Genomic DNA, 19,270 nt, shown 5'->3' on the forward strand with positions numbered 1-19,270 from the left:
AGAAGGAGTGGAGGGGGCGAAGCCCCGAGCGTCAGTGGGTCAGCGCGTGCCGCGAACGCGAGCGGCGCCCGGCGGTGCGGCGACGGTCCGACCGGCCGCGCAGCGGACCGGTGCCGGGCCCGACCAGGCCCGCCCGGAATAGTCCGTAGGTGACCCGGCGCAGCGCGGCGGTCTCCAGTTCGTCCCGCAGGTCGCCGCTGCGCAGCAGTGCCTCGGGGCCGAGCAGCCCTTCGACGACGGCCAGCGCACCGGCGGTGTCGCCGTGGTCCAGCCGCTCGCGGACGCCGACCAGGCAGTCCGGGTGACGGTGCGCCACGTCGATCGCCTGCAGGCAGGGCAGCGGGGTGCCGGACAGCGTGGCCAGCAGTTCCTCACGGCGGATCTCGGCCGGGTCGTGGTCCAGTGCGGCCAGCACTCCGTCGACCAGGCCGATCCGGTGCCGGGCTCCCCGGCACTCCACCAGCTGCGGCTGCCCGGCCCGGTCCGGCCGGTGGGACGGACCGGTCAGCGAGTGGTCGGGGACCAGCGCCGAGGCGACCAGCGGGTGCAGCCGGTCGGCCTCGATCAGCCCGGCGCGCAGCAGGTCGAGGTCGGGCAGCACCCAGGTCGCCGCATCGGGCAGGACGGGCAGCGGGTGGGCGCCGCGATCCGGGGCCGCCGGAGCGATCCGCAGAGCGGGCGGCCCGGGGCCGTCCCGGCCTGCGGCGAGCTCCAGGACCAGCCGATGTCGGGCGCCGAGCCGTACGCCGACGGCACCGGCGGTCCGGCCCTCGGCGCGGAGCAGGATGGCCGCTTCGGCCGCCCACCGGTCGACGGCACACCGGTACTCGGGCGGCACCAGACCCGTGAGATCCAGGACGTCCGCCGGCATTCCGTCGGCCCCGGACCGGACCCGCAGCTCATCGGCCCTGCGCGCGTCCCAGAGGTGACGGTGCAGGTCGAGGCGGAAGCGCCGGTGGGGATGGGGATGCGGCGGACCGCAGGCGGCCGCCTCGGAGTGGGAGCCGTCCCACAGCGCGAGGCTGATCCGCTGTCCCGCGTCCGCCCAGGCAGGCGGTGTCCGGGCGACCAGATGCACCGGGCGGTCCCCGTCGCACCCCTCGGTCTCGTACCGGGCCAGCTCGATGGTCAGGCCCGGGCGCAACAGCCCGTCCGGTGCGATCCTCGGCAGGTGCCACCGCAGTAGGTCGGGCGCCAGATGGCGAAGATCGGCCCGGACTCGGGCCACCAACTCCTGCCCGTGGGTGCGCGACAGGTGGCGCAGGCCGAAGTCGATGTCGACGCCGGCGGCGGCACACGCCCCGGCCCAGTCGCCGGCACGGCGGCGGGCGGTCGCAGTTTCGATCATGGAGGCCGGCACGGCGAACTCGCGCACGCGCAGCCAGCGGGAAAGTCGGGAATCCCCATTCGCGGTCCAAGTGAGCATCAGCACTCACCTTGCGCGGATGGGACCCCCGATCTGTGAACGGAGTGAGTAGTCATCGCCGTTGACCCTAGCGCCCCTCCCGCCGATCTGCCAGGTCCTTTTTCCGGCAGCGCCGGGCGGGCGCCAAAGCGCCACTTCTCGGCCATTCCTGACGATCCATCACGTCGCTACCCCGCCGGGCCGGACCTGTTCACAGGTCCACCACCCCGCGTTGCGGAAACGGCCTCAACAACCATTGTGGCGACACATGTTCGAAGGTAGAGTCCCGGATCGCCGAGCACGAATGAGGGCTCGCGAAGCATTACCTGGGGCGGGCATGTCAAATAATCGCAGCGTCAGCGGGGTCGCTTCCGACCTTTTTGACGCGTTCAGGCAAACTACTCTTCGCTACCCGGATCGTCCGGCGCTCATCCACCATGGAAGCGCCGTGAGTTATCACCGGCTCAACGAGCTGGTGAACACAGTTGCCGCACGCTTGGGAGCCAATCCCGGCGTGGTCGCCGTACTGGCGGCGCACACACCGGAAACGGTCGTCGGGCTGCTCGGCGTGCTGGCGGCCGGGGGCGCCTACTGTCCCGTCGATCCGGCATTCCCACCATCACGCCAGGAGGCGATGCTGTCGGCGGTCGACTGTCGCACCGTGCTCGGCGCCGATCCCGGAATGGCCGACCAACTCGGGTTGAAATACCTGGAGTTAGATCATCTGGGGGCTGATCCGGCAGAGTCGGACCAGTCGGCCGAAATTACCGGCCCCCCGGCCCCCGACACTCCGGCCTACACCCTCTTCACCTCGGGCTCGACCGGGCAGCCGAAGCCCGTCGTCACCCCGCGCCGGGCCATCTCCGCCACCGTCCACTCGCTGCGCGAGCTGTTCGGTCTGACGCCCGAGGACCGGGTCCTGCAGTTCGCCTCACTGAACTGGGACACCTGTTTCGAGGAGATCCTGCCGACCCTCACCGCAGGAGCCACCCTCGTCCTCGACGCCGAAGCGCACTCGGGATCGTTCCCCCGCTTCCTGCGGATGGTCGAACGGGAGCAGATCACCGTCCTCGACCTGCCGACCGCCTTCTGGCACGAGCTGGTGCTCCACCTCGCCGAGGACCGGCTCGCCCTCCCCGCCTGCCTCCGCCTGCTGGTGATCGGCGGCGAGGCCGCGAACCCGGCCCGGCTGGACGACTGGAGCCGCCTGGACACCGGACGGATCCGGCTGCTCAACACCTACGGCTGTACCGAGACCACCCTGATCACTCATGCCGTCGACCTGCACGGCCCCGAGGCACCCTCGCCGGGCTGGGACTGGAGCAGCGGCACCCGGGCGCCGATCGGGCGACCCCTCCCGCACGTCGTCCAACAGATCAGCGAACAGGGTGAGTTGCTGATCGGCGGGCCCGCGCTCGCGCTGGGCTACCTCGGGCTGCCCGAGGCCACCGAAGCCAGGTTCACCGTCCTCGACGGCGAGCGCCGGTTCCGTACCGGCGACCGGGTGAGCAGCTCACCGGACGGCGTGCTCACCCACCAGGGCCGGCTCGACCACGAGATCAAGGTGCGCGGCATCCGGGTCGACCCGGCGGAGGTCGAGGCCCACATCGCGAGCCACCCGGGAGTGCACGCGGTGGCCGTGGTGGGGACCACGCTGGCCGGCCGGTCCGCACTGGTCGCCTACCTGGTGCCACGAACCACCGCGACTGCCGGGACCCTGGACGCCGACGTCCGGTCCTACCTGCACGGGCGGGTGCCCGGCCATCTGGTGCCGAGCCGGATCACCGTGGTCCCCCAACTCGTCTTCACCGCAAGCGGAAAGGTCGACCGCGCAGGCTCGCACCTGCGGCACGCAACTCACTGACACAGCCCACTGACAGGTCAAAGGAGACCTTCGATGAGCGTTGACACCACCACTTCAGCCGACTCCGGCGGCACCCCCGGCAACCCCGGGAGCGACGTCGAGAGCGTGGTGGCGATCTTCCGTCGCGTACTGGAGAGCACCGAGGTCACGCCCGACTCCGACTTCTTCCTGCTCGGCGGCGACTCGCTGATCGCGACCCGGGTGCTGAGCGCGATCGCCCGGAGCCACGGCGTTGAGCTGTCCTTCGACGACTTCGTGCTGGCGCCCACCCCGCAGGGCCTCGCCGAGCAGATCGCGACCGCCCGGTGAGACACGACCGCGCGGGCGCCACCAGCGCCGTCGTGGTCGGGGCCGGGCTGGCCGGGCTGACGGCGGCGACCGGACTCGCGGCCCACGGGATCGAGGTCACCGTGCTGGAGGCCCGCGACCGGGTCGGCGGCCGCACCCACGGCCGCCAGGTCGGGTCGGGCTCCTGGATCGATGCGGGCGCCGCCTATCTCGGCGATCGGCACACCGAACTGAACGCCTTGATCGCGGAGTTGGGCCTCAAGACCACCCCGACCACGATGCAGGGCGCCAGCCGCTTCGCGCTCGGCGCCGAACACGCCACCCGGGACGGGCGGTTCCCGCCGCTCAACGCCGTGGCACTCGGCGACCTGTTCGAGCTGCTGGACGAACTCGCCACCGCCGTACGGCCCGAGGCCCCGTGGCTCACCCCCGACGCTGAGCGGCTGGACGCCCTGACCGCCGCCGAGTGGGCGGAGCAGCACCTGACCCACCCGGACGCCCGGCTGTTCTTCCCACTGTTCCTGGGCGAGATGATGGCCGCCGACCCGGCCGACGTCTCCGTCCTGCACCTGGCGTTCTACCTGCGCTCGGGTGGCGGACTCCGGTACCTCAACGCCTTCGAGGGTGGTGCCCAGCAGGACCGGATCGCCGGTGGCGCCCACCAGGCGTGCGAGCTGCTGGCCGGGCGGCTGGGTGACCGGGTGCGGCTCGGCGAGCCGGTCCTGGCGGTCCGTCAGGACGAGGACGGGGTCACCGTCCGTACGCCGCAGGGCGATCACCGGGCGGATGTGGTGGTGATGGCGCTGCCGCCGCTGCTGGCCGACGCCGTCGACTACCGGCCCGCCCTACCGGTCCGCCGGGCGAGCGAGCGGACCGCCCGTGGCTGCGCGGTCAAGGTGAACCTGGTCTACCCCGGGCCGCTCTGGCGCGAGCACGGGCTCTCCGGCTGGTCGGTGAACGCCGAGGGCCCGCTGCTGTCCACCGTGGACGACTCGCCGCCCGAGGGCGGGGTCGGCGTGCTGACCGGCTTCGTCACAGGGGGCGAGGCGCACCGGTACGCGGCGCTGACCGCGCAGCAGCAGCGGTCGGCGGCGGTCGAGCAGGCCGCCCGGCTGTTCCCGATGCTGCCGGAGCCGATCGGGTTCCACCTCACCGACTGGGTCAACGAGCAGTACAGCCAGGGCTGTTACGCCGCGTTGCTCGGGCCCGGCGACTGGCTCCGGCTCGGCCCGACGCTGACCACGCCGCACCACCGGGTGCACTGGGCCGGCACCGAGACCAGCACCGAGTACTTCGGTCTGATGGAGGGCGCGATCCGCTCCGGCCACCGCGTGGTCGCGGAGATCCTCGCCCGCTGAGAGCCGTCCTCACCCGAACCACCATGTTCCGCTGAGAACCAGACCCCTTCGACCAGTTCACCCGGCAGCCGTTCCACAAGAGCGCGCGCCGGGCGACTCGCACCGGGAGACCGCCATGAGCGATCAGAGTTCCATCGCACCCCTCGCCGCCCGGCAGCAGCTGATGACCGAGCCCACCCTCGGTGCCGGCAACTTCCTGGACCACGCCATCGCGGTCAACCCCAACCGCGCGGTCCCGTTCGCCTACAGCCACCACATCGACCATCGCGGCGCCGTCGTGCTGCGCGGCCACAGCCTGCTCGACCTCGCCGCCCTGCGGGACCGCTACGCCAAGTGGTACTGGGCGAACGGCGTGCGCCCCGGCGAGCCGGTCGGGGTGGTCGTCGGTGAGGGCCTGGAGCCCCTGCTGCACTTCTTCGCGCTGACCGCGCTGGGCGCCGTTCCCGCCCTGATCAACGACGCCATGCGGCACGACGTGATGGTCCGTTACCTCGACCACGTGGGCGTGGTCGGCATCGTCGCGGACGACCCCACCCGGCTCGCCGCCGCCTACCGCGAGGACCCGCGCTCGCGCCCGCGCTTCATCGCCATGGCGGCCGAGATCCAGGCCTTCGACGACGGGTCGGCCCAGCTCCCCGAGGTCTACCCGTACCGGCACGCGGCCGAGGACGTGGTCGCTCTGATCCACTCCTCCGGCACCACCGGCACGCCGAAGTCCACCATGCTGGCGCACCGTCAGTTCTGGGACGGCAAGCAGCCGCGGATGGTGCGCTTCCCCGCCGAGTCGTACGACCGGCTGATGTCGCTGATGCCGCACACCCACGCGGGCGGTCTGAGCTACTTCCTCACCGCCACCCTGCTCGGTCTGCCGACCGTGGTGATGTCCGACTGGCGGCGGGCGGTGGTGGAGCCGGTGATGCGGGCCTTCCAGCCGACCATGGTCGCCTCCTTCCCGCGCACCTTCGTCGAGTTGGCCACCGGCGAGCTGCCGGTCGAGGGCGCGGCCAAGGTGCACTCCTGGTTCAACACCGGGGACAGTGCGCACTACGGGCACATCCGCCGGCTGGTCCGGCTCGGCGAGCGGCCGGCCGGGCTGATCAAGCCCTGGCTGCTGCCGCAGCAGCAGGACGGGCAACCCGCCCTGCCCGGCTCGCAGTTCATCGACGGCCTGGGCTCCTCCGAGATGGGCATGGCACTGTTCGGCCAGGTCACCACACCGGAGAGCACCCGCAACGACCGCTGCGTCGGCAAGCCGCTCGAAGTGGTGCTGAAGGCCGCCGTGCTGAACGAGGACGGCGAGGAGGTCCCGGACGGCACGGTCGGCATGCTCGGCGTGGTCACCCCGTCCAGAACCCCCGGGTACTGGAACAACCCCAAGCTCACCGGCACCTTCGAGCTGGCCGGCTACTGGCTCACCGGCGACCTGGCCCGGCGCGACGCCGAGGGCAGTTTCTACCACCTCGACCGCACGGTGGACGTGATCGACACCGCAGGCGGCCCGGTCTACAGCCTGCCCATCGAGGAGGTGCTGCTGGCCGACTGCGCCGAGCTGGTGCAGGACTGCTCGGTGATCGGTCTGCCGGGCGCAGCCGGCCAGGGCCAACTGCCGTTCGCCGTCGTCCGCTTGCAGGCCGAGGCCGCCCAGTGCACCGCCGAGGAGGTCCAGGACGCGGCCAACAAGGCACTGGCCGGGGCCGGGCTCACCGGACTGGCCGGGGTGAGCATCGCCCGGACGCCGGCCGACTTCCCGCTCGGGCCCACCGGCAAGGTGCTCAAGCGCGAACTGCGGACCCGTTTCGCCACGCTCCTCACCGGCCGGTAGATCCGGATGGGTCTCCAGACGATCCGGCAGCCGTACCAGTACGTACGGACCGCGCTGGCCGAGCCGGACTGGCGCAGGCTGCCGGGCTGGCGCCACGTCACGGCGCAGCAGTGGCGGGACGCCCAGTGGCAGCGGGCGCACTGCGTGAAGAACCCCCGGCAGCTGCGGGCTGTCGTCGGCGAGCTGCTCACCGACCGGTTCTACGAGGAACTGGCCGCCGACCAGGCCGAGTTCGCCATGATGTCGATGCTGCTGCCGCCGCAGATGCTCAACACCATGGCGCCGTACGCGCCGACCGACCCGGTGTCGTTCACCGAGGCGTTCTTCGCCGACCCGGTCCGCCGCTACATGCTGCCCGTGCGCGCGGACCGGCAGGCCCGGTGGCCGAGTCACCCCAAGGCCGAACGGGACTCGCTGCACGAGGCCGAGATGTGGGTGGTGGAAGGCCTGACGCACCGTTACCCCACCAAGGTGCTGGCCGAGTTGGTCTCCACCTGCCCGCAGTACTGCGGGCACTGCACCCGGATGGACCTGGTCGGCAACTCCACGCCCCAGGTCACCAAGACCAGACTGGTGCTCCGGCCGGCCGACCGGCAGGAGCAGATCCTCGACTACCTCAAGCGCACCCCCGTCGTGCGCGACGTGGTGGTCTCCGGCGGCGACCTCGCCAACGTGCCCTGGCCCCAACTCGAGTCGTTCCTCATGCAGTTGCTGGAGCTCGGATCGGTGCGCGACATCCGGCTCGCCAGCAAGGCGGTGGTCGGCCTGCCGCAGCACTGGCTGCAGCCGCAGGTGCTCGACGGGCTGGGCCGGGTGGCGAGGGTCGCGGCCCGGCGGTCGGTCAACCTGGCCGTGCACACCCATGCCAACCACATCCAGTCGGTCACCCCGCTGGTCGCCGAGGCCGCCCGGGCCCTGCTGGACGTTGGCGTCCGGGACGTGCGCAACCAGGGCGTGCTGATGCGCGGCGTCAACGCCACCCCCGAGGACCTGCTCGACCTCTGCTTCGCCCTCCAGGGCGAGGCGAACATCCTGCCCTACTACTTCTACCTGTGCGACATGATCCCCAACTCCGAGCACTGGCGCACCTCGATGCACGAGGCCCAGCGGCTGCAGGAGGCGATCATGGGCTACCTGCCCGGCTACGCCACACCCCGGATCGTCTGCGACGTACCGGACGTCGGAAAGCGCTGGGTGCACCAGGCGGTGGCGTACGACCGGCTCCGCGGTATCTCGTACTGGACGAAGAACTACCGCACCGAACTCGAGGTCCGGCAGGCCGAGGACGCCGGCCTGGACGCACCGCTGGACCGGCGCCACCCCTACTACGACCCGCTGGACACCCTCCCGGAGCCCGGCCGCCGCTGGTGGTCCGAGCAGCCCGGCGGGCCCGTGCTCCCGATTCTCCGGAAGGACCCTCAGTGAACCCCACCCCTGAGCACGACACCTCCGAGCACGACACCGGCCCGCTGCGCCGGATGTGCTGGATCTTCCCCGACCGGGAGTCGACCCGGACGGGCGCCATGTGGAAGCACTACTTCTGGGACCTCTACGAGGAGGTCGCCGAGCAGCAGGGCATGCGCTGGACCAGGCACTCCCCCGACGCGATCACCGTGGACGGCACGGTACGCGGCGCACCCCGGGTCTACGTGGACGACGAACCGGTCAGCCCGCACGACACGTTGTTCGTCACCGCGCTCTACTCGCTGCCCTACCAGTCGATGGACATCTTCAACCAGTACGCGCTGTACGCGGTGCTGGAGGAGGCCGGTTTCTACCTGCCCTTCCCGCCGAAGATGTCGCTGATCGGCAACGACAAACTGGCCACCCTGCTGCACCTGAACGGCTCCCCGGTGCCCCCGATCCCGTCGATCCGGATCGGCACCGGCCGGGACGTCGGCAAGCACCTCTACGAGGTGGCGCTGGCGAACATGACCTACCCGGCCATCGTCAAACCGGCCGGCTGGTGCGGGGGCGGCGGGATCAACCTGGCCCGCAGCTCCGAGGACATCCGGGGCCTGGCCAGCCTGGCCCAGGGCGGCGACACCACGCTGGTGGTGCAGCCCTACCTCGGCGACGGCACGGTGGACTACCGGGTCTACGTCATCGACGGCCGGCCGTACGCCGTGCTGAAGCGGACGCCGGAGGCCGGCTCGCCGGTGGCCAACGCCAGCCGGGGCGGCACCATGGAGTTCGCCGAGATCCCGGCCGAACTGGGCGAGGCCACCGCGTACTTCGCCGAGCGGCTGCCGATGCCGTTCTTCTGCGTCGACTTCCTGTACGACGGTGAGCGGTTCTGGTTCTCCGAGCTCGAACCCGACGGGGTGATCGCCCCGGACCTCGACGATCCGCACCGTACGATCCAACGGGGCATCACCCGTGCCCGGTTCGCCGCCTACCGAGACGCCCACGCGAAGTGGTCGGCCAACCGCACTGCAGAGGACCCGAAATGACCGAGGTGTTCTCACTGATGCCGGAGGCGGCCGAGCCGCAGCTGCGCGTCGCCCGCCAGTCGCTCGAACTGCTCCGGACCGTACCCGAGTTGGCACCGCGCTATGCCGACCTCGGCCGGCTGCGCACGCTCGGCGACCTGGCCGCGCTGCCACCGATGATGAAGGACGACCTGAACGTCGCCCTGGCGCACCTGGAGCCCAAGGCCGAGACCGGCGCCACCTGGCTGTTCCAGAGCGGCGGCAGTACCGGCGCGCCCAAGGTCGGCTACGCCCCGACCGGTTTCTACATGGCCGGGGTGTACGCCCGGTGGCGGCCGCTGGAGCGCGACGACGTCTTCGTCAACGCCTGGGGTGCGGGCCGGATGTGGGGCGCGCACTTCCTCGCCGCCGCGCTGGCCGACCTGTCCGGCTGCCAGGTGCTCGCCGTGGGCTCGGTCACCAAGGACGAGTACGCCGACTGGCTGGCCTTCTTCGCGGCACGCAGGGTGACCGCGATCGGCGGGACGCCGAGCGTGCTGCGCCTGTGGTTCGCCAACGCCCGGGCCGCCGGGGTGAAGCTCCCCGCCCTGCGCAAGGTGCTCTGGCTGGGCGAGGCCTGGCAGCCCCAACTGGACGAGGACATGGCCGCGGTGGCGCCGGACGCGCGCCGCTGGGGCATGTTCGGCAGCACCGAGACCTGGGTGGTCGGCACCAACACCCCGGACTGCCCGGAGGACACCTTCCACACCCTGCCCGAGCAGCTGGTGCACGTCGGCCCGGACGGACTGCTGGACTTCACCACCCTCAACCCGGAGATGCTCAACCCAGTGCTGCGCTACCAGACGGGCGACGCCGGGGAGTTGACGGCCTGCCCGTGCGGCCGTCCGGGCCGGGCGATGCGGGTGCTCGGCCGCCGGGACAGCGTGGTGCAGGTGCGCGGCCTGGGGCTGCACGTGGACGAGATCATCGGGCGGGTGGAACAGGAGCCGGGCGTGACCCGGGCTCAGATCCTGCTCACCCAGCAGCAGGGCCGGGCCACCGGCGTGGATCTCCTGCTGCTGACCGGCGGGGGCGCGGCTCCGGACGTCGAGCGGATCCGCGCCGAGCTGCTCTCCGCGACCTTCACGCTGAGCACCGCCTTCCAGCACGACCCGGAGTCCTTCCGGGTCCGCGCGGTGGACGCGCTGATCAGCAACGACCGGACCGGCAAGACCGCCAACCTCGTTCTCCGGGAGGACTCTTGAAGCCGCACCTGCCGGTCTCGCTGGGACGCGGGTTCAACCTGTACTGGTTCGGACAGACCATCAGCACGGTCGGCGACCGGATCACCGTCTTCGTGGTCCCGACCGTGATGATCTTCGTGCTGCACGCGAGCGCCCTCCAAGTCGGCATCGTGGCGATGGCCCAGTACCTGGGCATCCCGCTGCTCGGGCCCGTCGCCGGTGTCCTGGTGGACCGGTGGGACAAGCGCTGGACGATGCTGGGCTGCGACTTCGTCCGGCTGCTCGCGGTGGCGGTCATCCCGCTGGCGTACTGGCTGGACTGGCTGTCCACGCCGCTGCTGTTCGGCTGCGTCGCGGTGATCAGCGGCGCGACGATCTTCTTCACCGTCGGCTACCTGGTCGCCGTCCCCGCCGTGGTGGAGAAGGAGCACCTGGTCCGCGCCTACTCCCGGCTGGAGGGCAGCCGTTCGGTCTCCGAGGTAGCGGGGCCTTCGATCGCGGCCGGTCTCTACAGTGCGCTCGGCGTGGCCGCCCTGCTGGTCGACGCGGCCAGCTACCTGGTCTCGGCGCTGTGCTTCCGCTCGATGCCGTCCTGGGGCGAGAAGACCGTCGCGTCCGGCTCGGTCTGGCAGCGGCTGACGATCGGCTTCCGGCTGAACTGGTCGGACCCGGTGCTGCGGCGGGTGGTGCTGGCCGCGGTCACGCTGAACTGTGGCGGACCGATCTTCGTCACCGTGCTCCCGGTGCTCGCGTACCGGGGCCTCGGCGCCTCGGTCGCCGTCTTCGGCGCGGCCATGTCGGTCGCGGCGGTGGGCGCGCTGACCGGGGCCGTGGTGGCCCCGAAGATCAGTGAACGGCTGGGCACCGGACGGACCTTGGCCTGGGCACTGCTGCTGCACTGTCTGGTCGGCCTCGGTGTGCTCGCTGCACCAGCATTTTCGACCGGGCCGGTGATCGCCGTGACGATGGGCTGCTACGGCTTCTTCATGTCGTGCATCAACGTCTGCAGCGCGCCGATCCGGCAGTCCCGGATGTCCGCCCAGCACCAGGGCGCGATGCACGCGGCCTTCCGCACCTTCACCTGGGGCGTGATCCCGCTGGCCGCGCTGGTCGGCGGCGTGGCCGTCACGCTGCTCACCGGCCCGCTGGGCATCCTCGACGCGGCCCGGGTCACGATGGCGGGCGGCACCCTGCTGGCGGCCTGCTCGTTCCTGCCCGCGATCAGGGTCCAACCACTGCTCGACGCGGCCGCCCGGGAGCAGGACCAGGCGGCCGAGACCGCCCCGGCCCTGGCGGACAACGCGTCATGACGGCCGAACACGGGATCGTACTGATCACCGGGACCTCCTCGGGCATCGGCCTCGCCACCGCCGTCGCGGCGGCGCGGGCCGGCTTCACCACGGTGGCGACCATGCGTGAACCCGGCCGGGCCCAGGCCCTGTTGGACGCGGCCGGGCGCGCGGGCGTCAGGGTGGACGTCCGTCGCCTGGACGTCACCGACGCCGACTCCGTCGCCGCCTGCATCGACGGCGTGGAGCAGACGTACGGGCGGCTGGATGCGGTGGTCAACAACGCCGGGATCTCCAACTTCGACCCCACCATGGAGATGTCCACCATGGCGGCGCTGCGGGCCAACCTGGACGTGAACTTCTTCGGCGTGGTCGAGGTGAGCCGGGCCGCGATGCCGCTGCTGCGGGTCGGCCACGGGCGGCTGGTGACCATCGGCAGTGTGCACGGGGTCGTCGGCCAGCCGTTCAACGAGGCCTACTGCGCAGCGAAGTTCGCCGTCGAGGGGTTCATGGAGAGTCTGGCGCCGGTCGCCGAGGCGCACGGGGTACGGGTGTCCGTGGTGGTGCCGGGCTTCGTCCGGGACACCTCGTTCGGGATCTTCCCGGACATCAACCGCAAGACCGTGCAGGCCGCTTCGGGGCCGTACGCGTCCACCTTCGCGGACTACGTCGCCTGGATCGGCAGCCAGGGCTGGGCGGCTGCCGGGCAGTTGTCCCAGGAGGTGGCGGATGTGGTCGTGCAGACCCTGCTCGCCGAGCGGCCGCCGTTCCGGGTCCCGGCCAACGAGTGGGCCGCCGAGTACCTGGACCACAAGGTCGCCGACCAGGACGGCTCGACCGTGCAGGCACTGGCCCGCACCTGGATCGGCCGACCCGAAGTCCGTTAGTCACCAAGCCCGTTGGACAGGACAGGAGAGACAGTGCCCGCGAAATCGCTGCAACAACTGGTCGACCACGCCCGGACCCACTCGCCGTTCTACGCGGAGGCGTACCGCGACGTACCGCAGGTGGTCTCGCACATCACCCAGCTCCCCATCATCGACCAGACCGCCTTCTGGGAGGCGAACTGCTGGCCGGAGAACCGCCTGCTGACCGGGCCGCTGACCGACGCGGGGGTCTACAAGAGCGGCGGCACCACCGGTGTCCCGAAGCTCTCGGTCTGGTCCCGCGAGGAGCACGCCGACTCGGTGACCGCGTTCGGCGAAGGCATTGTCCGGGCCGGTCTGAAGCCGGGTCACCGGGTGGCCAACCTGTTCTGGGCCGGTGAACTCTACGGCGGGTTCCTGTACATCGAGAGCTCCCTGCACCACGCGCCGGTGGACAACGTCCGGCTGCCGGTCGGCGCCGCCGCGTCCAGTGAGTACATCGTCGACCTGATCACCGGCTTCGGGGTGAACGTGCTGGCCGGCGTGCCGATGAAGCTGGCCGCCGTGGCCGAGTACCTGATCGAGCGCGGCCAGGTGATCGACTCCGTCGAACTGCTGCTGTTCGGCGGCGACTTGCTCTTCACCGATCTGCGGCCGATGCTGTCCCGGGCGTTCCCCAAGGCGGCCGTCGCCTCGATCGGTTACGCCTCGATCGACGCGGGCCTGGTCGGCCGGCCGGTGCCGGGCGAGGACGTCCGGGTGCACGAGGCGTTCCCCGACCGCACCTTGGTCGAGCTCGTCGACGACGTGACCGGTGAACCGATCACCACCCCGGGCGTGCCGGGGCGGCTGCTGGTCACCAACCTGTTCCGCACCCTGATGCCGGTCCTGCGCTACCCGGCGGGCGACCGCGCCGAGTGGGTCGACCCCGAGCGGCAGCGATTCCGGCTGCTCGGGCGGTCGATGGAGGGCGGCCGGGTCGGGATGGTCGCGATGCCGATCGAGGACGTCCGCACGGTGCTGGTCGACAACGACCCGGAGCACTTCATGGTCGGCATGCAGATGGTGCACCGCCGTTGGGACGGCCGGGACGGTCTGATCCTCCGGCTGGGATACGTCAAAGAGCCGCCCGCCGAGCTGAGTCAGCAGCTGGTCGACGCCGTCTACGCCGCCCGCCCGGTCTTCCCGGCCGAGGTGGCGGCCGGGGCCATCCACCACCTCGGGATCGAGTGGGTGCCGACCTCCGAACTGGTCACCAACCCGCGCACCGGCAAGCTCCAGCAGGTCCTGGACGAGCGCCCGCCCGCGTGACCATTGGCCCCTCGCCCTGCCGGCAGGGCGAGGGGCCCGGTCAGTCGCCGAGCGGCTTGCCGGCCAGGATCACGCTCTGCCCACGGAACTCCGCGACGGCCTTCCCGGCAGTCTTCCCCCCGGCCTGACGGACGGTCACGTCGTAAATGCCGGTGCGCCCGGACCGCACCCGCTCCACCGCCTCCGCCACCAGCTCGTCGCCGACGGCGGCCGGGGCCAGGAAGGTGACCTGCGCCGCCTGCGCCACGGTGACCGGGCCGTAGCTGTTGCAGGCGTACGAGAACGCCGCGTCGGCCAGCAGGAACAGGTAGCCCCCGTGCGCCATCCCATGGCCGTTCACCATGCTCGCGGTCACCCGCATCCGCATCAGCGCCCGGCCGGCGGACACCTCGTCGAGGGCTATCCCCAGCGTCTGGCAGGTCTGGTCGCGCTCGTACAGCGCGGCGATTCTTGGATGGCCCGCAACGGCCGGTCCGACAAGTGCTCCCATGGTGTGCTGCCTTCCCCCTGAACGGCCCGGCAACCGCGACTACGGCTGTTCGACCGCGAGTGCCTTCTTGTGGACGGTGGAGCTGCGGCGGACCGTCATCCCGACCCGCTGGTAGAGCGTCAGGGCGCCGGTGGCGGAGTGCGTCCAGAGTGTGCAGCCGGTCCTGCCCTGCCGGTGGAACTCCCGGAAGGTGTGCTGGAGCAGCAGGCGGGCGATCCCCCGGTTGCGCTGGTCGCTCCGTACCGCGACCCGCTCGATGTACCCTTCGTCGGCATCCGGCACGTCCAAGGCCAGGACCGCGCCCACCAGTTGGCCGTCCGCGAAGGCCAGCGAGGACATCTCCGGCGCGAAGGTGCTGCGTTCGACCGCGAGCAGCGCCCACTCCTCGTACGACCTGCGCCTGGACTGCCACTCGTCGAAGGCGTCCTCGGTCAGCAGGTACGCCGGGTGCTCGTCGCCCGGCCGGAACGGCCGCACCGTGATGCCCGGCGCCGGCTCGGGGAGCACCGGTTCGGTCGGCAGCTCGATCCCCAGCAGCCAGGAGGTGACCATCGGCCGGTACCCGTGTTCCCGTACCAGCGCCACGGCCGCCAGGTCGTCGTCCGGGACGGTCTGCGCCACCCACTCCGTACCCACCTGGCGGGCCCGCGCCTCGACCCAGGCGAGCAGCGAGCCCCCGATGCCCAGGCCCCGGTGGGCGGGGTGCACGTCGACCTCGGAGCGGCGGTCCACCCAGGCCCGGCCGACCAGTTCGCCCGTGGGCGCGTGGACCAGCACGGTGTCCAGCGCCGGGACCAGACCGGGGCGGGCCAGGTCGGCGGCGACCGTGTCGAGGTCGGTCTCGGCCGCTCCGTACAGCGCCTCCTCGCAGACCACCACCAGCTGATGGATCGCCGGGAGATCGGCCGCCGTGGCGGCGCGGGTGCGGTATCCGGCGGGCAGGCCCTGCGGCGAGTGATCTGACATGCAGTGCACCCTCCGCCATCGCGGCCTCCACTGTCCATTCGATTGGCCGGGCCGGTGGCGGCACCCGGCAACCCGCCCCGCACCAGGCGTCCCATTCGCCTGCGACGGCGGGTGCCGGGTGGCAGCATGGGGCGGGTCGCACGTGCACATCTGATCGGGGCCCAGATGTTGACTGAATCGTCCGTGTTGTCGGTGGCGGCGGGGCCGCAGCAGCATGCTGCGCACCCGGCCGGGCCGGATCTCCTGCCGGGCACGAGCACCCTCACCGGCGGGACCGCGTACGGGGTGCTCGGCGCCGATGTCCACGTGTCCGCCGAGGGTGTCCCGCTGTACCTGCCGGCCCACTGGCGCCCGGCGGCCCGGCCCGACGACGCCTGGCTGGGTGGGCAGCCGAGCCGGCTGCTGGACGCCAGGTCCGCCGTGGTCGGATTCACCGGCCGGGAGCGGGAGTTGGCCGAGCTGCGGCAGTGGTGCACGGCCGGGCCCCCGGCGGCGGCCCGCTGGCTGCACGCCCCGGGCGGGCAGGGGAAGACTCGGATCGCGGAGCGACTGGCCGGTGAGCTGGCGGAGTCGGGATGGCGGGTACTGACCGCCGCCGAGGGCCCGGCCGCCGTCCTGCCGCCACCGGGCCGGACGGATCTGCGGCCGGCCGGCGCCGTCGGCCTGCTGCTGCTGGTCGACCGGGCGGACCACTGGGCGCCGAGCCGGCTCGCCCTGCTGCTCGGCAATGCGCTGCTGCACCAGGACGGCCTGCCGGCCAGGGTGCTGCTGCTGGCGCGCGGTGCCGACGCCCCACCCGTGCTCCGGGCCGCCTTCGCGGACAGCTCGCGGCAGACCCTGGCACCGCTCCCGCCTGCGGACCGGGTCACCGTGTTCCGGGCGGCCCGGGCCGCCTTCGCCGAGCGGTACGGCGTCCGGCAGCCCGTCGATCCGATGCAGCTGGACCACCCCGACTTCGGGCTGACCCTGGCCGTCCAGATGGCCGCGCTGGTGGCCGTGGACGCGTACGCCACCGGCCGCCGGGCGCCCGCCGATCCGGCCGGGCTCTCCGTCTACCTGCTCGACCGCGAGCACTTCAACTGGGCCCGGCTGCACCGGGAGCTCAGACCCGGGCGGTTCAGCTCCCCGCCCTGGGTGATGAACCGCACCGTCTTCGCCGCCACCCTGATCGGCCCTCAACCAGCGGACACCGGCGCCGAGTTACTCGAGTCGCTGGGTCTGGAACATCCGACCGCCGCGCTGCTCGCCGACCACGCGGCCTGCTACCCGTCGTCCAGCCCCGGCACCGTCCTGCACGCACTGGCCCCGGACCGTCTCGCCGAGGACTTCCTCGCCCTCACCCTGCCCGGCCACCCGGCCGACCATCCCGCCCAGCCGTGGGCTCCGGCCACCGCGGTGGCGCTGACCCGGGGCGGGTGGCGGCCCGGCCGGTCCGTCACCGTGCTGGCTGCGGCGGCGGCCCGCTGGCCGCATGTCGGCCCGAACTGCCTGTTCCCGCTGCTCACCGCAGACCCCGGTCTGGCGGTCGCGGCGGGCAGCCCCGGCCTCGCCGCGCTGGCCGAACTCCCTGACATCGAGCCGGAGTTACTGGAGCAGATCCTCGCCGAGCTACCGTTCCCGACGCCGGCCGACCTGATCCCGGGCCGGGCCGCCGTGACGGTGCGTCTGCTGGCCCACCGCCTGGCCCGCACCGACGACCTCACCGCGCACGCCCGGCTCCACGCGGAGCACGCCGACCACCTGGGCGAGCTGGGCCGGGACCCGGAGGCGGTGGAGGCCGCGCGGCGGAGCGTGGAACTGCTCGGGCACCTGGTGGCCGCCGCACCGGCCCGGTACGAGTACCGGTTGGCACGGGCGCTCGCCGCGCTGGCGGACCGGCTCGGCCTGGCCGGGCGGGCCGACGAGGCCGTCACCGTCCAGGCCCAGGCGGTCGAACTGCTGCGGCAGCGGGCCGACTTCGAACCCGGACTGGCCGCTGCACTGGCGGCCCACGCCAACCACCTGGAACGGGCCGGACGTTGGGGCGAGGCGCACCGGGCGAACCGGCAGGCGGTCCAGCACTACCGCCGCCTCGCGGAGCAGGACCCCGCGCACCGGGCCGGGCTGGCGGCCGCACTGACCGACGCGGCCGGGCTGTCGCTGCGCGGCATCGGCGAGGCGGACGACCTGGACCCGGCCCGGGAGGCGGTGGCGCACTGGCGGGACCTGGCGGCCGAGGACCCGGCTACTCACCGGGCCGACCTGGCTCGCGCACTGCTCGGCCTGCGCAACGACCTGTCCAGGGCCGGGCGTTGGGGCGAGGCGGTGCGCGCGGGCCAGGAGCTGGTGGCGCTGTACCAGACGGCGGCCGAGCCCGCCCCCGAGGCCCACGCCACGGCCCTTGCCGAACTCCGCAGACTGCTCACCGAGGCCGGCCAAGCCGCCGAGGCTGTGCAGGCCGGGGCGGCGGCGGTGGCACTCTGGCAGCGACTCGCCCAGAACGCGCCGGAGACCCACCGGGCGGCCCTGCTCCGCGCGCTGGACGGGCAGCGGCAGGCGCTCCGGGCAGCCGACCGGACGCCACCGGTCCCGGCCCCCGCCACGGGCGGGCTCTGGACCCCGCCACCCGTGCCGGTCGAGGTCCGCGCCGCCGAGCTCGCCCGGCAGCAGGACTGGCCCGCGTACTGGGAACTCACCTGCGCCGCACCGGTGGTGGACGCCGTCGCGCTGGCGTCCCGGCTGCCGTCGGCCGACTGGAGCCCGCCGGACCCCGCCGACCGGGAGCTGCTGCACCGGCTGACCGCGCTCGACGCCCACCGGGCTGCGGCCGCCGCCGCCCGCGCGGTCGCGCCGGCCACCGTCCGGCTCCCCGCCGGGTTGCAGCTGCTCGACGCCGACCACGTCTCGTTCGCCCACGGGAGCCCCGCGCTCGCGCTGGCCACGCCCGGCCACGGCACCAAGCAGGAGGTGATCGAGACCCTCGACCTGGTCGGCGACGGCCGGGCCGCCCTGCACCACGGCGCGGCCGGGCCGCCGCCCGCCGGGTCGGCGGGGACGACCCGCACTTCGAGCTGGTCCGGCACTCGGCCGCCGGTCCGCAGCTGCTGGCGGCCGGCACGGCGGTGGCCGCCGCCCGGCTGGTGCCCACCCGCACCGGGTACGTGGCGGGGCTCCGCCTCACCCCCGGGGCGCTGGTGGACGACGGTGCACTGGTGGACGGCTGGGCACTGGTGGAGGGTGGGCACTCGCAGCTGCGCCAGGTCGGCCTGGAGCCGTGGGGGCTGGCCAACGCCGAGCTGCTCGCGGTGGCGCCGGACGGCGACCGTCTGGTGCTCTCCGACGGCCGTCGGCTGGTCCTCGCCGACACCGGCCTGCGGACGGTGCTCGGCACGGCCACCGTCCCCGAGGAGCCGGGCCGCCTCCTCGACCTGACCTTCGCCGGTGCCGGCCGCCTGCTCGGCTCGGGCCGCCAAGGCGGCCTGACACTCTGGGAGTTGGACGGTGCCGTACCCCGGCCGACCGTCCGGCGGGACACCCCCCGACTGCGCAACCTGTTCGCCGTACCGGCCTGGCAGGTGGTCGGCGGGCTGGCCCCGAGCGAGGGCCGGGTGCACTTCTACGACCAGCTCAGCCTGGCCCCGGTGCCCGTACCGCCCCATCTGGCCACGGCGGCCGAGTGGCCCCGGGTGCTCCGCTGCTCGCCGGACGGCCGGTTCGTCGCGTACGCCGGCCGGCCGGTGTCGGGCCCCCGGGGCGGCTCCGGCCTGCTGCACGATCTGCACCACCCGGGTGCGCTGCTGCACCGGCCACCGGGCACCCTGTCCCGCACCGAGTCGGCGGTGCTGGCCGGCCACCGCGCCGACGCCACCCTCCCCGACGAGCCAGACGTACGCGAACTGCTGTTTCTGGCACGAATGTTGCTTCTCCGCGCCGCCGAGCGGGCGCACTGACCGGCAGGCCGCACCGGTGCATTCAAC

Annotated in this window: 15 protein-coding genes; 12 read left to right on the forward strand and 3 right to left on the reverse strand. The window is 72.7% G+C overall.

Annotated features, from left to right (window positions below):
- Positions 1 to 31: 31 nt before the first annotated feature.
- Complete coding sequence (locus ASC99_RS30330; RefSeq protein ID WP_057238080.1) at positions 32 to 1,426, reverse strand: hypothetical protein; 1,395 nt, start codon at positions 1,424 to 1,426, stop codon at positions 32 to 34.
- Positions 1,427 to 1,742: 316 nt separating this feature from the next.
- On the opposite strand from ASC99_RS30330, the gene ASC99_RS30335 reads away from it, so the two are divergent.
- From ASC99_RS30335 to ASC99_RS30380, 10 genes are all read left to right on the forward strand, one after another.
- A complete protein-coding gene (locus ASC99_RS30335) occupies positions 1,743 to 3,269 on the forward strand; it encodes an amino acid adenylation domain-containing protein (protein WP_057238083.1) in 1,527 nt (508 codons plus the stop codon).
- Positions 3,270 to 3,302: 33 nt separating this feature from the next.
- The gene (locus tag ASC99_RS30340) at positions 3,303 to 3,578 is read left to right on the forward strand and encodes a phosphopantetheine-binding protein (RefSeq protein WP_082598768.1); all 276 of its coding nucleotides are present in this window, start codon (positions 3,303 to 3,305) and stop codon (positions 3,576 to 3,578) included.
- The gene (locus ASC99_RS30345; RefSeq protein ID WP_057238085.1) at positions 3,575 to 4,915 is read left to right on the forward strand and encodes a flavin monoamine oxidase family protein; all 1,341 of its coding nucleotides are present in this window, start codon (positions 3,575 to 3,577) and stop codon (positions 4,913 to 4,915) included. The genes ASC99_RS30340 and ASC99_RS30345 overlap by 4 nt, the downstream gene beginning before the upstream one ends.
- A gap of 115 nt (positions 4,916 to 5,030) precedes the next feature.
- Positions 5,031 to 6,737, forward strand: coding sequence for a class I adenylate-forming enzyme family protein (locus ASC99_RS30350; RefSeq protein WP_057238086.1), 1,707 nt, complete (start codon positions 5,031 to 5,033; stop codon positions 6,735 to 6,737).
- Between the two features lie 6 nt (positions 6,738 to 6,743).
- Complete coding sequence (locus tag ASC99_RS30355; protein WP_057238088.1) at positions 6,744 to 8,162, forward strand: KamA family radical SAM protein; 1,419 nt, start codon at positions 6,744 to 6,746, stop codon at positions 8,160 to 8,162.
- On the forward strand, positions 8,159 to 9,190 hold the full coding sequence (locus ASC99_RS30360) for a RimK family alpha-L-glutamate ligase (RefSeq protein ID WP_057238090.1): 1,032 nt from the start codon (positions 8,159 to 8,161) through the stop codon (positions 9,188 to 9,190). Before ASC99_RS30355 ends, ASC99_RS30360 begins: the two co-directional genes overlap by 4 nt.
- On the forward strand, positions 9,187 to 10,413 hold the full coding sequence (locus tag ASC99_RS30365; RefSeq protein ID WP_057238092.1) for an AMP-binding protein: 1,227 nt from the start codon (positions 9,187 to 9,189) through the stop codon (positions 10,411 to 10,413). The genes ASC99_RS30360 and ASC99_RS30365 overlap by 4 nt, the downstream gene beginning before the upstream one ends.
- Positions 10,410 to 11,702, forward strand: a complete 1,293-nt coding sequence (locus ASC99_RS30370; RefSeq protein WP_057238095.1) for an MFS transporter — start codon at positions 10,410 to 10,412, stop codon at positions 11,700 to 11,702. The genes ASC99_RS30365 and ASC99_RS30370 overlap by 4 nt, the downstream gene beginning before the upstream one ends.
- On the forward strand, positions 11,699 to 12,568 hold the full coding sequence (locus tag ASC99_RS30375) for an SDR family NAD(P)-dependent oxidoreductase (protein WP_057238097.1): 870 nt from the start codon (positions 11,699 to 11,701) through the stop codon (positions 12,566 to 12,568). The genes ASC99_RS30370 and ASC99_RS30375 overlap by 4 nt, the downstream gene beginning before the upstream one ends.
- A 33-nt stretch (positions 12,569 to 12,601) precedes the next feature.
- Positions 12,602 to 13,858 (forward strand): AMP-dependent synthetase, encoded by a 1,257-nt coding sequence (locus tag ASC99_RS30380; protein WP_057238099.1) that lies wholly within the window; start codon positions 12,602 to 12,604, stop codon positions 13,856 to 13,858.
- Between the two features lie 40 nt (positions 13,859 to 13,898).
- Here the strand turns inward: ASC99_RS30380 and paaI are convergent, their stop codons facing one another.
- On the reverse strand, positions 13,899 to 14,348 hold the full coding sequence (paaI, locus tag ASC99_RS30385) for a hydroxyphenylacetyl-CoA thioesterase PaaI (RefSeq protein ID WP_063857238.1): 450 nt from the start codon (positions 14,346 to 14,348) through the stop codon (positions 13,899 to 13,901).
- Positions 14,349 to 14,387: 39 nt separating this feature from the next.
- On the reverse strand, positions 14,388 to 15,314 hold the full coding sequence (locus tag ASC99_RS30390) for a GNAT family N-acetyltransferase (RefSeq protein WP_057238102.1): 927 nt from the start codon (positions 15,312 to 15,314) through the stop codon (positions 14,388 to 14,390).
- Between the two features lie 165 nt (positions 15,315 to 15,479).
- Between ASC99_RS30390 and ASC99_RS42000 the strand changes: the two genes are divergently transcribed.
- Together ASC99_RS42000 and ASC99_RS39125 are read left to right on the forward strand one after the other, a co-directional pair.
- Positions 15,480 to 18,725, forward strand: coding sequence for a hypothetical protein (locus ASC99_RS42000; RefSeq protein WP_157531864.1), 3,246 nt, complete (start codon positions 15,480 to 15,482; stop codon positions 18,723 to 18,725).
- Positions 18,623 to 19,243, forward strand: coding sequence for a hypothetical protein (locus tag ASC99_RS39125; protein ID WP_157531865.1), 621 nt, complete (start codon positions 18,623 to 18,625; stop codon positions 19,241 to 19,243). Before ASC99_RS42000 ends, ASC99_RS39125 begins: the two co-directional genes overlap by 103 nt.
- The last annotated feature ends 27 nt before the right edge of the window (positions 19,244 to 19,270 follow it).

This window comes from Kitasatospora sp. Root107 (assembly GCF_001424875.1).
Taxonomy (GTDB): Bacteria; Actinomycetota; Actinomycetes; order Streptomycetales; family Streptomycetaceae; genus Kitasatospora.